At 70.5% G+C, this 13719-nt stretch carries 12 protein-coding genes; 3 read left to right on the top strand and 9 right to left on the bottom strand.

The features are described 5' to 3' along the window. Positions 1–17 precede the first annotated feature (17 nt). On the bottom strand, positions 18–1334 hold the full coding sequence (locus tag ASD43_RS09755; RefSeq protein WP_056416713.1) for a M50 family metallopeptidase: 1317 nt from the start codon (positions 1332–1334) through the stop codon (positions 18–20). Positions 1335–1468: 134 nt separating this feature from the next. On the opposite strand from ASD43_RS09755, the gene ASD43_RS09750 reads away from it, so the two are divergent. Next, the gene (locus ASD43_RS09750; RefSeq protein WP_056416710.1) at positions 1469–3088 is read left to right on the top strand and encodes a Mur ligase family protein; all 1620 of its coding nucleotides are present in this window, start codon (positions 1469–1471) and stop codon (positions 3086–3088) included. Positions 3089–3185: 97 nt separating this feature from the next. Here ASD43_RS09750 and dxr read toward each other — a convergent pair whose 3' ends face one another. Together dxr and ASD43_RS09740 are read right to left on the bottom strand one after the other, a co-directional pair. Then, entirely contained in the window at positions 3186–4268 is a 1083-nt protein-coding gene (gene dxr, locus ASD43_RS09745) for a 1-deoxy-D-xylulose-5-phosphate reductoisomerase (protein WP_056416707.1), read from the bottom strand. A gap of 38 nt (positions 4269–4306) precedes the next feature. Continuing rightward, positions 4307–5326: an FKBP-type peptidyl-prolyl cis-trans isomerase gene (locus tag ASD43_RS09740; protein ID WP_235564094.1), complete on the bottom strand. Its 1020-nt coding sequence runs from the start codon at positions 5324–5326 to the stop codon at positions 4307–4309. A gap of 93 nt (positions 5327–5419) precedes the next feature. Here ASD43_RS09740 and ASD43_RS09735 point away from each other — a divergent pair, with 93 nt between their 5' ends. Next, positions 5420–6199: a lysophospholipid acyltransferase family protein gene (locus tag ASD43_RS09735; protein WP_056416704.1), complete on the top strand. Its 780-nt coding sequence runs from the start codon at positions 5420–5422 to the stop codon at positions 6197–6199. A 45-nt stretch (positions 6200–6244) separates the two neighbouring features. Here the strand turns inward: ASD43_RS09735 and ASD43_RS09730 are convergent, their stop codons facing one another. Continuing rightward, positions 6245–6739, bottom strand: coding sequence for an OsmC family protein (locus tag ASD43_RS09730; protein WP_056416702.1), 495 nt, complete (start codon positions 6737–6739; stop codon positions 6245–6247). Between the two features lie 82 nt (positions 6740–6821). Between ASD43_RS09730 and ASD43_RS09725 the strand changes: the two genes are divergently transcribed. Continuing rightward, complete coding sequence (locus ASD43_RS09725; protein WP_235564092.1) at positions 6822–7817, top strand: asparaginase; 996 nt, start codon at positions 6822–6824, stop codon at positions 7815–7817. A gap of 21 nt (positions 7818–7838) precedes the next feature. Here ASD43_RS09725 and ASD43_RS09720 read toward each other — a convergent pair whose 3' ends face one another. From ASD43_RS09720 to ASD43_RS09700, 5 genes are all read right to left on the bottom strand, one after another. Further along, positions 7839–10658: an FtsK/SpoIIIE domain-containing protein gene (locus ASD43_RS09720; RefSeq protein ID WP_056416694.1), complete on the bottom strand. Its 2820-nt coding sequence runs from the start codon at positions 10656–10658 to the stop codon at positions 7839–7841. Between the two features lie 57 nt (positions 10659–10715). Further along, a complete protein-coding gene (locus ASD43_RS09715) occupies positions 10716–11567 on the bottom strand; it encodes a PP2C family protein-serine/threonine phosphatase (protein ID WP_056416690.1) in 852 nt (283 codons plus the stop codon). 168 nt (positions 11568–11735) lie between these two features. Then, entirely contained in the window at positions 11736–12527 is a 792-nt protein-coding gene (locus ASD43_RS09710) for a DUF5684 domain-containing protein (protein WP_149423249.1), read from the bottom strand. Between the two features lie 108 nt (positions 12528–12635). Next, entirely contained in the window at positions 12636–13382 is a 747-nt protein-coding gene (locus tag ASD43_RS09705) for a YaaA family protein (RefSeq protein WP_056416688.1), read from the bottom strand. Positions 13383–13456: 74 nt separating this feature from the next. Next, complete coding sequence (locus tag ASD43_RS09700; RefSeq protein WP_045255374.1) at positions 13457–13717, bottom strand: F0F1 ATP synthase subunit epsilon; 261 nt, start codon at positions 13715–13717, stop codon at positions 13457–13459. Between the last annotated feature and the right edge of the window lie 2 nt (positions 13718–13719).

Here is a 13719-nt window from a genome sequence, read left to right as displayed (position 1 = left end):
CGGAGACAGAGCGGCGATCAGCCGCCGAAGAGCTTCACGGGGTTGAACACGTCGGCGAGCAGCAGAACCGCACCCATCGCGATGAGCAGCGTCGCGACGACCACGGTGAGGGGCACGAGGCGCGTGGCGTCGACCGGCGCGGGCGGCGGACGACGGAACAGCGTCGCCCAGGCGCGGCGGATGCCGTCCCACAGCGCCACCACGACGTGACCTCCGTCCAGCGGCAGCAGCGGGATCAGGTTGAACACGAACAGCGCCACGTTCAGCGAGCCCAGCAGGCTGAGCAGCACCGAGAAGCGGTTGAGGACCGGGGCGTCCGTGGCGGCGACCTCACCGGCCAGGCGACCGACACCCACCACGCTCAGCGGTCCGTTCGGATCCCGCTCACCTCCTGTCACCAGCGAGACTCCCACGTCCCAGATGCGCACAGGCAGTGTCAGGATCATCGACCCGACGCGCGAGACGGTGTCACCCGCCATCTGCGGTCCCGCCGAGAGGGGCTGCTGCACGAAGCCCATCTGGGCGGCCATGCCGACGTAGCCGACGTCTTTGACGACCGGGTCGCCGTCGTCCCCGAGCACCGGCTGGCCACTGGCATCCGTGATCGTCCGCTCGGCCTCGACGGGAGTGATGCGCAGTGTCTTCTCCGCGCCGTCGCGACGGACCACGAGATCGAGGGTCTTGCCAGGTGCCGCCTGCACGATGGCCGTGGCCTCGGCGAAGGTCGAGACGGCCTGCCCGCCCACCGACACGAGGACGTCTCCCGGCCGGATGCCCGCCTCGGCGGCCGGCGTCGCGGGGTCGTCCGCCGCGCACTCGGTTGCGGTCGATCCGGCAGGGAGCACGCACTCGTTCACCGAGGCGATCGTCGTGGTCCCCTGCTGCACGCCGATGCCCGAGACCAGCACCGTGAAGATCACGACGGCGAGGATGAGGTTCATCAGCGGACCGCCGAGCATGACGATCACGCGCTTCCAGACCGGCAGACGGTAGAACACCCGGTCCTCGGCGCCTGCGGCGATCGTCTCGTCATTCGCCGACCGCGCGTCCTGCACCAGGGCGCGGAAGAGTCCCTTGGCGGGACCTGCGGCCGTGGAGGCCGGGTACATGCCCGACATCGAGATGAAGCCGCCCAGCGGCAGCAGCTTGAAGCCGTACTCCGTCTCCCCGATGCGCTTCGACCACAGCCGGGGCCCGAAGCCGATCATGTACTGGCCGACGCGCACGCCGAAGAGCTTCGCAGGCAGGAGGTGACCGACCTCGTGCAGACCGATCGAGAGGCCGAGGCCGATCAGCATGAACACGATGCCACCCAGATAGAGCAGGACATCCACGTGATCACGTTAGTGCGCGCAGCCTAGGAATGAGCCCCACGAGTCTCCGAGGCCACGACGCGCCGCACCGCGGTGTGCGGGCGGACGTGCCGCACCCGGAGATCGCACCGCCGCCGTGAGATCATGGAGAGGACATGTCGATTGAACAACAACCGAGCCTGCCTCCCGTGCTCCGCCCCGCGAACCCGCCCCGGCGTGAGCTGTCCGAACTCGCCTCCCGATTCGCCCGAGAGGTGCGCGGCGAGGTGAACGGTGTCACCCTGTCGGGGATCACCCTCGCCACCGCCGACCTCCGCGCCGGCGAAGCCTTCGTCGCGATCCGGGGGGTGAACCGCCATGGCGCCGAGTTCGCCGCAGCCGCCGCCGACAAGGGCGCCGTCGCGATCATCACCGACGAGGCCGGTGCTGAGATCGCCGCCTCCGCGGGGCTCCCGATCCTCGTGGTCGACGATCCGCGCGCCGTGCTGGGCGCTCTGAGCGCGTGGGTCTACGGCACCGGAGCCGGCGACCCCCTGCCGCTGCTGTTCGCCACCACCGGCACGAACGGCAAGACCAGCGTCTCGCACCTGCTCGAGGGCATCCTCGACCAGCTCGGCGTCGTCACCGGTCTCTCCTCCACCGCCGAGCGTCACATCGCCGGCGAGGTCATCGTGTCGCGACTCACGACGCCCGAGGCCTCCGAGATGCACGCGCTGCTCGCCCTCATGCGTGAGCGCGAGGTCGAGGCGGTGGCCGTCGAGGTCAGCGCTCAGGCCCTCTCCCGACACCGTGTCGACGGCATCCGCTTCGATGTCGCCGGCTTCACGAACCTCAGCCACGATCACCTCGACGACTACGCCGACATGGACGAGTACTTCGAGGCGAAGCTTCCGCTGTTCCGCCCCGACCGTGCGGTCCGGGGCGTGGTGTGCCTCGATTCCCTCAACGGCGCGGTCGTGGTGGAGCGCGCCGAGATCCCCGTGGTCACCGTCGGCACCCCCACGATCTCCGCAGATCCGGAGGCCGCCTCCGCCGCGGACTGGGTGGTCGTGATCGACGACGAGCGCGCCTCCGGCACGACGTTCACGCTGACCGGCCCCGCGGGTTCGCTGACGACGACCGTGCCGGTAATCGGGCCGCACATGGCCGCGAACGCCGCCCTGGCGATCGTCATGCTCCTCGAGGGTGGCTACGCCTGGGATCGCATCGTCGAGGCGCTCGACGGCGGACTCATCGACGCGCACCTGCCCGGACGCACCCAGCTCGTCTCGGGCGATGAGGGCCCCGTCGTGTTCGTGGACTTCGGGCACTCCCCCGATGCCTTCGAGAAGACGCTCGCGGCCGTCCGCCGGGTCACCCCGGGTCGGGTGCTGATGCTCTTCGGCGCCGATGGCGACCGAGATGCCAGCAAGCGCTATGACATGGCGCGCACCGCGGTCGAGGGCAGCGACATCCTCGTGGTCACCGACCACCATCCGCGTTTCGAGGATCCGGATTCGATCCGGGCGACTCTCGTCGCCGGTGCGCGCGCCGCCCGCCCGGACGCGGAGATCCACGAGTACTCACCACCGGAGGCGGCGATCATCGCCGCCGTCGGCATGGTCGGCGACGGCGACTCCATCCTGTGGGCAGGGCCCGGACATCAGGACTACCGCGACATCCGAGGCGTGCGCACGCCGTACTCGGCACGGGAGCTGGCGCGTCGCGCGCTGCGCGCCGCCGGGTGGCCCGTCCCCGACTCGCACTGGCCGGTTCCGTACGCCGACGAGGACTGAGAGTCTTCGGGATCGGCCCGCCCCGCCAGGTCGGGCTGATCCGCGTGATCCGGCTTGTCCGCCTGATCCGTGTGATCCGTGAGATTCCTCGGTGGGATCAGCCCTTCGCGATCAGCTGGTCGGCGGTGCGGCGCGCCCAGGCCTCGGCCTCGGCGAGCGACTCGACCGTCAGGGTGTCGGGAGGCTCGTGCGCGTCGACGACCCGCGAGATCGTGTCGACGATGCCGAGGAACGGCAGCCGCCCCTCGTGGAACGCGTCGACGGCCTGCTCGTTGGCCGCGTTGTAGACCGCGGGGAAGGTGGCCCCGGCACGACCGACCGCCTTGGCGAGAGCCACCGCGGGAAAAGCTCCGTCGTCGAGCGGTTCGAAGGTCCAGGACGTCGCACTGGTCCAGTCGAGCGGACGTCCGACGCCGCCGATGCGGTTCGGCCAGTCGAGACCGAGCGAGATCGGCAGACGCATGTCCGGCGGCGATGCCTGGGCGATCGTGGAGCCGTCGATGAACTCCACCATGGAGTGCACGATGGACTGAGGATGCACGACGACGTCGATGTCGTCGTAGGCGACGTCGAACAGGAGATGGGCCTCGATGACCTCGAGCCCCTTGTTCACGAGCGTCGCGGAGTTCGTGGTCACCATCCGACCCATGTCCCACGTCGGATGCGCGAGCGCCTGCTGAGGGGTGACCTCGCGCAGCTCGTCACGCGAGCGTCCGCGGAAGGGCCCGCCGGATGCCGTGACGACCAGCCGGCGGACCTCCGAGTGGGCACCGCTGCGCAGGGCCTGGGCGATCGCCGAATGCTCCGAGTCGACGGGGACGATCTGATCGGGTGCGGCCGCGGCGAGCACGAGCTCCCCGCCGACGATGAGCGACTCCTTGTTGGCCAGAGCCAGCGTGCGCCCGGCCGTCAGCGCGGCGAGAGTGGATCCGAGGCCGATGGAGCCCGTGATCGCGTTGAGCACGACGTCGGCCTCGACATCGCGCACGAGCTGCTCGGCCTCGGCGGCGCCCAGCGCCGTGCTCTCGACCTGAAAGGCCGCCGCCTGCTCGGCCAGCATCTCGGCGTTGGAGCCGGCAGCGAGGCCGACGAGCTCGAAACGCCGAGGATTGGCACGGATGACGTCGAGCGCCTGGGTGCCGATGGAGCCGGTGGAGCCGAGGACGATGATGCGACGCATGCCGCCAGCCTATGGCACGCCCCCGGCTCCCGCCGTGCTTACGGAGCCTGCTCGATGGGGGTCGTCGCGAGGATGTCGACGACGAACACCAGGGTCTCGCCGGTGAGGTCGTTCGCGTTGATCTCGCCCTCGCCGTAGCCGTCCTTCGGAGGCATGGTCACGACGACCTGAGAGCCGACCTTCTGGCCCTCGAGAGCCATCTTGAAGCCGGGCACGACACTGGTGGTCTGGAACTGCGTCGGGGCCGCATCGCGACTCCAGCTCGAGTCGAACTCGGTGCCGTCCGACCACTTGACCCCGCGGTACTGCACCGTGACGAGGTCGCCCGAGGCGACCACGGCGCCATCGCCCTGCTTGAGCTCGGCGACCTCGGTCTCGGTGGGAGCGTCGGTGTCGGGGAGCGTGATGGTCGGCGAGCCCGCGTCGTCGAGCTCGACCTTCGGCATCCCCTCGGTCGCATCGACGTCGGACCCGGATGCGATGGTGGGCAGCTCCTCGATGGTCTCGATGTACAGCACGCTGGGGTTCGATCCCTCCTGCGCGGCGGGGAGCGTCAGCACCACGCTGGATCCGATCGGCACGCACTCCGCAGCGACCGTGAAGACGGTGGACTGGGTGGGATCGACCATCTGCTGCGGCTGCTGCACCGCGAGAAGGGCCGAGAGCACGCCGTCGGGGCCGCGCTCGGACGTGCTGAGCACCTCGTTCGTCTTGGCGTCGACGAGCTGGTAACGCAACGAGATGAGGTCGCCGGGCTTGACGTCTTCGCCATCGCCCTCGACGACCACGGAACGCTGGGCCTCGGTCAGCTCGGCATCGGCCGGCACCGTGATCTTGGCGTCCGCACCGGACCCCTCGACCGACACCGCGTCGGATCCGGCACCGGACTTCAGGTCGGCCAGGCACGAGCTCTGAGCGGAGGCGTCGGGCGTCGCGGTCGACTCCGGATCCGCACCTCCCGAGCACCCGGCGAGGAGAAGGGTCGCCGCAGCGACGGTGGACAGGATGATGAGCGGACGCTTGCGCACGATGAGACCTCGGGTTCGCGGGAGGGACACCCCATCATGGCGCACGCCCCTTGGCCGAGGCTGGGAGGCGCGCGCCGGGGCTTCATTCCCACGGCGGCATGGATCCGGGGGTAATCTGCTCTGATGACGTCAGAGCAGTCGGTGGAGCCCGCAACATCGCCCGCAGAGACGCAGGGACCCCGTCACGCGGGATTCGCCTACCGGCTGGGTCGCGGTCTCATCACCCCGCTCGCGCGCACCATCTACCGGCCCCGCATCGAGGGCCGCGAGAACGTCCCGAAGGACGGCCCGGTCATCTTCGCCAGCAACCACCTCTCGTTCATCGACTCGATCGCGATCCCGGTGGCCGCACCTCGTCCGGTGCATTTCCTCGCGAAGTCCACCTACTTCGAGGGCACCGGCATGAAGGGCTGGCTCAGCAAGACCTTCTTCGAATCGATCGGCGCCATCTCCGTGCGCCGGGGCGCCGGCAAGGCCGCGCTCGACGCCCTCGACGTGCAGCGTCAGCTCCTCGACGAAGGACTCGCGGTCGCGCTGTACCCGGAGGGGACGCGTTCGACCGACGGTCGTCTGTACAAGGGCCGCACCGGCGTGGCGTTCCTCGCGCTGCAGACGGGGGCACCGGTCGTGCCGGTCGGCCTGATCGGGACCGACAAGGTGATGCCCGTCGGAGCGAAGGTGCCGACCCTCTCGGAGCGCATCACCGTGCGGTTCGGGGAGCCGCTCGACCTCTCGCCGCACGGCCCGGCCACGAGCGGGCGTGCCCGCCGACTCGCGACAGACGAGATCATGGCGGCGATCCACGCGCTCTCCGGCCAGGAACTCGCCGACGCGTTCAACGAGGCTCCCGCTCAGGGCGCGATCGAGAAGATCAAGCAGGCACTGCCGCACGAACGTCGCTGACCGGCGCGCCCGCCCGCGAGGTGGCGTCCGATCGCGCCGAGCGACTCAGGCCTGCGCTGCGCGGACCGTCGCCTCGTGTCGCACCGGGAAGTTCATCGAGTTCGCGATGAAGCACCACTCGTGCGCCTGTGTGTGCGCGCGCTCGGCGGCGTCGATCATCGACGCCTCCGCCACCACGACCTCCGGGCGCAGCATCACCTCGACGAAGGCCCCGCCGCCGGCACCGTCCTCGCGCATGGTTCCCGATGCGCTGTCGCGATAGGAGACCACGACCACTCCCGCGGTGACGCACGCATGCAGGTACGAGAGCAGGTGGCACTCGGACAGCGAGGCGAGCAGCAGATCCTCGGGATTCCAGCGGGCGGGATCGCCGCGGAAGGGCTTGTCGGCCGACGCGAGCAGATCGGGCTTGCCCGCGACCTCGATCGTCACGTCGCGTCGATAGTCGCGGTAGCCGCTCGTGCCGGTGCCGGCGTTCCCGGTCCAGGTGGCGGTGAGTGCGTAACGGTGCTCGCCGAAAGGCGTCAGACGGTCTGCCATGACGTCAGTCTGCCACCCGCCCCGGGCATGCGGCGCGGCATCGTTGGCGCGGTGGGACGCCGACCGACGATATCCTGAGGGGGTGCTGGAGACTCTGACCGTTCAGGATGCCGTGGAACTCGCCGTCGTCGAACGGAGCGGCTTCGTCGAATCGCGACACGCAGGGGCGGCGGTGGTTCTCTCCCCCGAGAGCGACGTCGTCGTTCGACACGGCAACCCCGATGCGCTGGTGCTCCCCCGCTCGAGCCTCAAGCCGCTGCAGGCCGTGGCGTGCGTCACCGCGGGCGCAGCGCTCGAGGGCGAACAGCTCGCGATGTCGACCGCGAGCCACAGCGGCACCGACCGCCACGCCGCCCTGGTCCGGGACATCCTCACGGAGGGCGGACTCAACGAGGACGACCTCGCCTGTCCTCCCGCCTGGCCCTCCGACACCGCCGCGCGCGACGAACTGGTGCGCGAGCACGGTGCGCAGACCCGGATCCGGATGAACTGCTCGGGCAAGCACGCGGCGATGCTGCGGGCCTGCGTCGCCACGGGGTGGCCGACCGACGGCTACCTCGAGCCCGCGCATCCGCTGCAGGTGCACATCCGTGATGTCATCGAGCGGCTCACCGGCGAGAAGGTCGCCCACACGGCGATCGACGGATGCGGCGCGCCCGTCTACGCGCTCACGCTCACGGGCCTCGCCCGATCGATCCACCGCATCGGCACCGCATCGGACCGCTCCCCGTTCGCGCTGCATCGCGTCGCCGGGTCACTCGTGCGCGCGGTCCGCGAGCATCCCTGGACCATCGACGGCCCTGGTCGCCCCGACACCGTCGCCATCGAGAAGCTCGGTGTGTTCGCCAAGAGCGGCGCCGAGGGCGTGATCGTGATGGTCGCCCCGAACGGCACGACTGCCGCGGTGAAGATGCTCGACGGCGGCGCGCGAGCGAGCACCATCGTGGCCGCCACTCTGCTCGCGCGCGCGGGAGGGCTGACCGACGCGGACGTCGCGACCCTGCAGGCGGTGCTCCCGCTCGAGGTGCTCGGCGGCGGACAGAACGTCGGAAGCATCCGCCCCGGCTCCGCCCTCTGAGCGCCGTCCGCGGCGGACAGGTCATCGTCGCGGCGCGAGAGCCGGGATCGAGACCCGTCTGGGTGCGAAATCCGCCACCATCGACCACGCTCGACCGGCGTGCTGCCGTGCGAACGGCGGCAGGTCGCGCACACCGGCCAGCTGGCGCAGCTCGACGGCGTTCTCGGCTCTGACCAGCAGCTCGCCGTCTCGGCGAACCCGCTGCCACAGCGACCAGTCACGCTGCCACGCCTCGGGCTCGCCGATCAGGATCGCCGGGCGTTCGGAGAGCGCGACGCCGCCGGGTGCGGCTGACAGGCAGAGGACGTCGCACTCCGCGAAGACAGCGGACAGCGCCTCGGCGACCGCAGGGGCTCCGGCGGTGACGAGGCCGGTGAGCGGGAGCCGGGGTACCCACCCGTCGCTCGCCCGACGCCGCGGCGTCGTGCGCCGGACGCTCACGCCGCCGGGACTGCCCGTGCGCTCCGCCACCGCATCCTCCGCGCCCGTCCCGGGCACCTGCGCAGCCGTGTCCGGCACCCAGACGACCTGGATCTCGCGATCTCCGATCCGCATGCGTCCCGTCGGACGCTCCGCCTCGAACCCGCGCGCATCGCCGCCGGCCGCCAGGTGATCGACCCTGCTCCGCAACCGCAGCAGACCACGACGCGGCAGGATGTCGAGCACGCGCCCCACAGCCCCGCCCGCACGTGCGGAGGTCAGCACGAAGGTCGTGTCCGTGTTGTTCCGCAGGATCTGCTCCCACAGATGCAGCACGTGCTGCGCGTACTCTGCGGGGAGGCTGTCGATCCTGACGTCGATATCGTCGCAGAGCACGAGGCGGGGCGGCCTGACGCGGCCCGAGGAGAGCGCCACGGCGATGTCCCAGGCCTCCTCCGGGTCGCTCGGAATCCACAGTGCCTCATCGTCCTGCGCCGCGAGAGCGCGCAGGACGGACGTCCGGCCCGAGCCGGGAGCACCGACCACGCTCAGACCGCGGTCCGACCCGACCGCCATCGAGTCGAGAGGCTGACGCTGGTGCTCCGGATCGTCGACCCGCCCGAGGATCACACGACCGGCGCTCTGCTCTCCACGGACCTCGCTCCACGGGATCCGTCGCTCCAGAGCGGGAAGCCAGGGGCTCCGCGGCGCCTCGGCATCGGCCCACAGGGCCGCGACGGCTCGGATGTCCGCCGCGCCGGTCAGAGCGACGCGCATCACCCGCGCCTGCTCGTCCTGCGGTCTTCGTACCAGCGCGACCCCGCGGGCCGCGACTCCCCCCGGCAGTTCGGCGGCGGCGTCCGTGCCGATCACGGCTCGGCTGTCGGCGGAGTCCGACACCCGGAGGCTGACCCGAAGCGGGCAGTTCGACGCCAGGGCATCACGGATCACCCCGGACGCCCTCTGCGTGCCGAGGATCAGATGCATCCCCAGCGCCCGTCCTCTCGCGGCGATGTCAGTGAACACGATCCCCAGATCCGCATGTTCCTGCAGGAGAGCAGCGAATTCGTCGACCACGATGACGAGCCGAGGCATGTCGACCTCTCGCACATCGCGGGCTCCGGCCGCGGCGAGCACCGACTCTCGACGCCGCAGCTCTGCGGTCAGGCTGCTCACTCCGCGCCGGGCCCCCTCCTCATCGAGATCCGTGATGACGGCAGCCACCTGCGGCAGCTCCCTGAGCGGGTCGAACGCCGTCCCGCCCTTGAAGTCCGCGAGCACGAACACCACACGGTCGGGACCGTGCGCGGTCGCGACCGCGGTCACCCACGACACCAGCAGCTCGCTCTTGCCGGTGCCCGTGGTGCCGGTGACGATCGCGTGCGGTCCGTCTTCGACGATGTCGAACCCGACGTCATCGCGCTCACCGCGGCCGATCATCGCGGGGAGGCCGCTCGGAGACCCCTGCTGGCGGAGGTCTCCGAGAGCGACCTCCGCGGGAAGGGTATCGACCTCCTCCGCGTCCCCCACTCGGGACACGGCGATGGCGACGGCCTGATCGTGCGACAGGCCCTCGACGGACACCCGGACGACGCCCTGCGGCGTTCGCACGAACGCCCGGCCCGGCTCGTCGATGTCGATCACCGTGGTGATGCCCTCGGCGACGTCGTCGTCGCGGTGCAGCATCCAGATCACGCTGTCGCAATCCGGACGCCGCGAACCCGCCAGAGCGACCCCGAGGCGGAAGGCGCCGCGACGGTCCCCCTTCGCCTGAGGGAGGTGGGCGAGTCCCCAGTCTTCGAGCCGATCTCCGCAGATCATCAGCTGCGCGACACCGAATCTCAGGGCCAGCTGGAGGACGAGCGCCCGCGCCACCGATTCCACCAGCGGCAATCCGCCCCGCAGAGCCACACCTCCTCCGAGGGGCACGGTGACGGGGACGTCGTCGAGCCGACCGCACCGCTCGCGGAACGCGCGCTCGCGTTCCCCATCACCACCGGATGCGCGCACGGCGCTCACGCCCACCCCGCTGCCCACCACGATCTCGGTGTGCGGATCCACAGGGTCGGATCCCCGCAGCGGCGGCTGATCGAGGCACGCCGCGGCATCGGGATGGCGATGCCAGCGTCCCCGGCGCTCCTCGTCATGCTGAGCGGTCAGCTGCTCCTCGACGCGCGTCCACGCCCGCTCATTCTCCACCGCCCCCTCTCGACGAGACCGGCGGCGGGATCGGGCACCGTCGACGAGCGAGGCGAGGATCATCAGCGGCCCCAGGGCCGCGAAGCAGAGCGAGAACAGCGAGCCGGTGACAGCCCACAGTGCGACGCCCGCCGCGACCGGCACGAGAGCGGCGACGAAGGGCGTCGGGGGGCGCCGCGCGGGAACCGGCGCGGGCGGGATGACTATCGGGAGGGATTCCATCCCTCCAGTGCACTCCGGTTCACGAGGGCACGGGTATCGTCCCCAGGCCCCGGAGCGTTAGTCGGCCGGACGCTCTTCCGTGGAGGAGACGTCGACGACCGAGGCCGTCGGCGCGTCGGACGACGGAGAGTCGGCGGACGCGGACTCGTCGGAGACCTGGACGACGACCAGCGTGACGTTGTCGCGTCCGCCGTTCTCGAGGGCGGCCGCCAGCATCGCATCGACGGCGGCTGCGGGGTCGGCGTTCGCGCGCAGGAAGTGCTGGATGCCGTAATCCGTCAGCTCCTTGGTGAGCCCGTCGGAGCAGATCACGAACCGGTCGCCGGCCCGCACGTCGAGAGTCACGTAATCGGGCGCCGTGAGCTCGCTCGCCCCGACCGCGCGCGTGATCACGTTGCTGTACGGGTGGCCCTCCGCTTCCTCGGGGCTGATCTTGCCGGCAGCGATGAGCTCCTGGACGACGGAGTGGTCGGTGGTCACCTGCACGAGCCGGTCGTCGCGCAGCAGATATACCCGGGAGTCTCCGATGTTCAGCGCCGCCCAGTGCGGCTCCTCGTCGTCGAACTCGAGGAACACTCCGGTGAGAGTGGTGCCGGTGCCCTCGTCGGTGGCCTCAGGGTGATCGGCGATGTCCGCCACGGCGAGCTCGAGAGCCCCCTCGATCGACGCACGCGCCACGGATCCGGACGTCGCCACCGCCTGTAGGCGAGTGACCGTGCTGCGGCTGGCGATCTCGCCGCCCGCGTGACCGCCCATGCCATCCGCGACGATGAACAACGGATAGTCCGCGAAGAACGCGTCCTGGTTGGTCTCGCGGCGCCGTCCCACGTCGGTGACCCCCGCCCAGGACAGCAGGAGGGGGCGCTCGGCGACCGTCACGCGTCGCGTGCTCGTCGTCGTGTCAGACACTCGTCGCCTCCGAAAGTCCTGCGGGTCGGGCCGCGCCGGGATACTCACACATCGTAGTGGACAGCATTACTCCACGTTATCGCCTCGCGACGACACCACTGCAATCGCGGAGCGCGGCCGGGACAGCACAGAGCCCCCGACCGGAGTCGGGGGCTCTGTGTCACGAGGTCACGCAGGAGGCTGCGTGGGGTCCGTCGGGGGGGCCGGCGGAGCCGCGGGCGGAGCCGTCGGAGGAGCCGGCGGACCTGCGGGCGGTGCCGACGGAGCTGCCGGCGGGACGCCGGGAGCAGACGGGTTCGACGGTGCGGGTGGGTTCGACGGTGCGGGCGGGGGCGCATAGCCGGGCTGCGCGGGCGGCGTGTACCCGGGCTGGGCCGGAGGCGTGTAGCCCTGCGGTGCGGGCGGTGCGTACCCCTGCGGAGCGCCGTATCCCTGCGGTGCACCGTAGCCGGGGCCTGCCGCCGGACGCGGCTGCACGGGCACGCCCTGCCAGACGGTGTTGTCGGCGAGGAAGCCGTTACCGGCCCACGGGGCCGGTGCGATGTTCGGGTTCCAGCGCGACTTGTCGAACGCGTTGATGCCGTACCAGACGATCGACAGCAGCACGTAGAGGACGACCCAGACGGCATCCTTCTGCAGCTTGAGACCCACACGCCAGGCCGCGAGGGCCAGGACCACTGCGAGAGCGATGCTGGTGAGGAAGTTGAGGTAGGGGATGCATGTGAGCCCGATGCCGATGAGCACCACCCACGGCGAGACGTCGCCGAGCTTCGCGAACACCATCATGTTGTAGACGGGCACCCACGCACGCCACTTGCCCTCGACTCCGGCCTTCTCGAAGATCTTCATGAGGAAGATGGCCGAGATCACGTAGAACGCCGCAGCGAAGAGCAGAGCGATGAGGAGCACAGCGAAGAGACCGGCGAGAGCCGCCCCGTTGTCGTAATAGTCGTTGTACATGAATCCCTCCGGATCCGATGGAGCGGACGCCGTGCGCGCCGCGACACCAACCATATCGGTGCGCCGATATACGGGGCAACGACACACGCGGGCGGAGCCGCGCGACGGTCATTCGGCGACGACGAGCTCCACGATCCCCTGGTCATCGGTGTCGCGGAGCACGACTCCCCGCGGCTCCGCCCAGCGGCGCAGACCCCGCAGCGATCCGATGCGGGGTCGATCCTCCGCCAGCGCCCGCACGAGCAGTCCTTTGGACTTCTTGTTGAAGTGGTTGAGCGCCCGCCCGTGCTCCGTCACCACGCGCACGTACACCGAGGCGACGGAGTGCGGAACCGGCCCGAGTGCGACATACGCCTCACTGCGGAGGTCGAGGACGAAGGGGGGTTGCTCCCCCGCGATCGCCGCGGTCGTCGGAGCCGCCCAGTGCCGCCGAAGCGCAGGCAGGCCGGGCACCGACACGCCCGCTGCCAGCCGGTACTGCGGGATCGGATCGAGAGCGCCGATCGGCCCGAGGGGCGCCGAATGGATCCACACGTGCGCACCGAGCCATCGTCGGGATGCCGACGAGAGCGACGCCGCATCGAGCGCGTCGTACAGCACTCCCGTGTACCGGTCGACCGCCGGCATCGTGGCTCCGGAGCGCAGCATCCGATTGTGCAGGACGTCTCCCCCCTGCTTCGCGCTGAGCTTGAGCGCCGCACGAGCGGCATCCTCGTCGGCGGACAGAGCGACCAGAGCGTCGACGACGGCCAGCCGCTCGTCGCGCAGCGACGGCAGCGCCAGCGCGTCGACATCGAGCGGTGCGCCGTCACCGCCAGGACGCTTGGTCTCGGACGGCGGGAGCAGGATCTTCATGAAACCTCGGGGATGCAGACGCGTCCGCCCCGGGACCCACGAGGGGTGCCGGGGCGGACGCGATGTACGGACTGCTACGCGATGAGGGCCGCGTTGCCCGCCACGATCGTCAGGACGTCGCTCTCCATGGAGAGGAAGCCGTCCTGCGCGTTGGCGAGCACCTTCGTGCCGTCGGTCTGCGTGATACGGACCTCGCCCTGAGCGAGGATCGCCAGAACCGGCTCGTGGCCGCTCATGAAGCCGATCTCGCCCTCGACGGTCTTGGCGACGACGAGGCTCGCCTCTCCCGTCCAGACCTCCGCGTCCGCGGAGACGAGGCTGACGTGCAGTGCCATGG

This window comes from Microbacterium sp. Root553, assembly GCF_001426995.1.
Taxonomy (GTDB): domain Bacteria; phylum Actinomycetota; class Actinomycetes; order Actinomycetales; family Microbacteriaceae; genus Microbacterium.
Note: the sequence above shows the minus strand (reverse complement) of the source record. Positions and strands in the feature narration are given on the sequence as shown.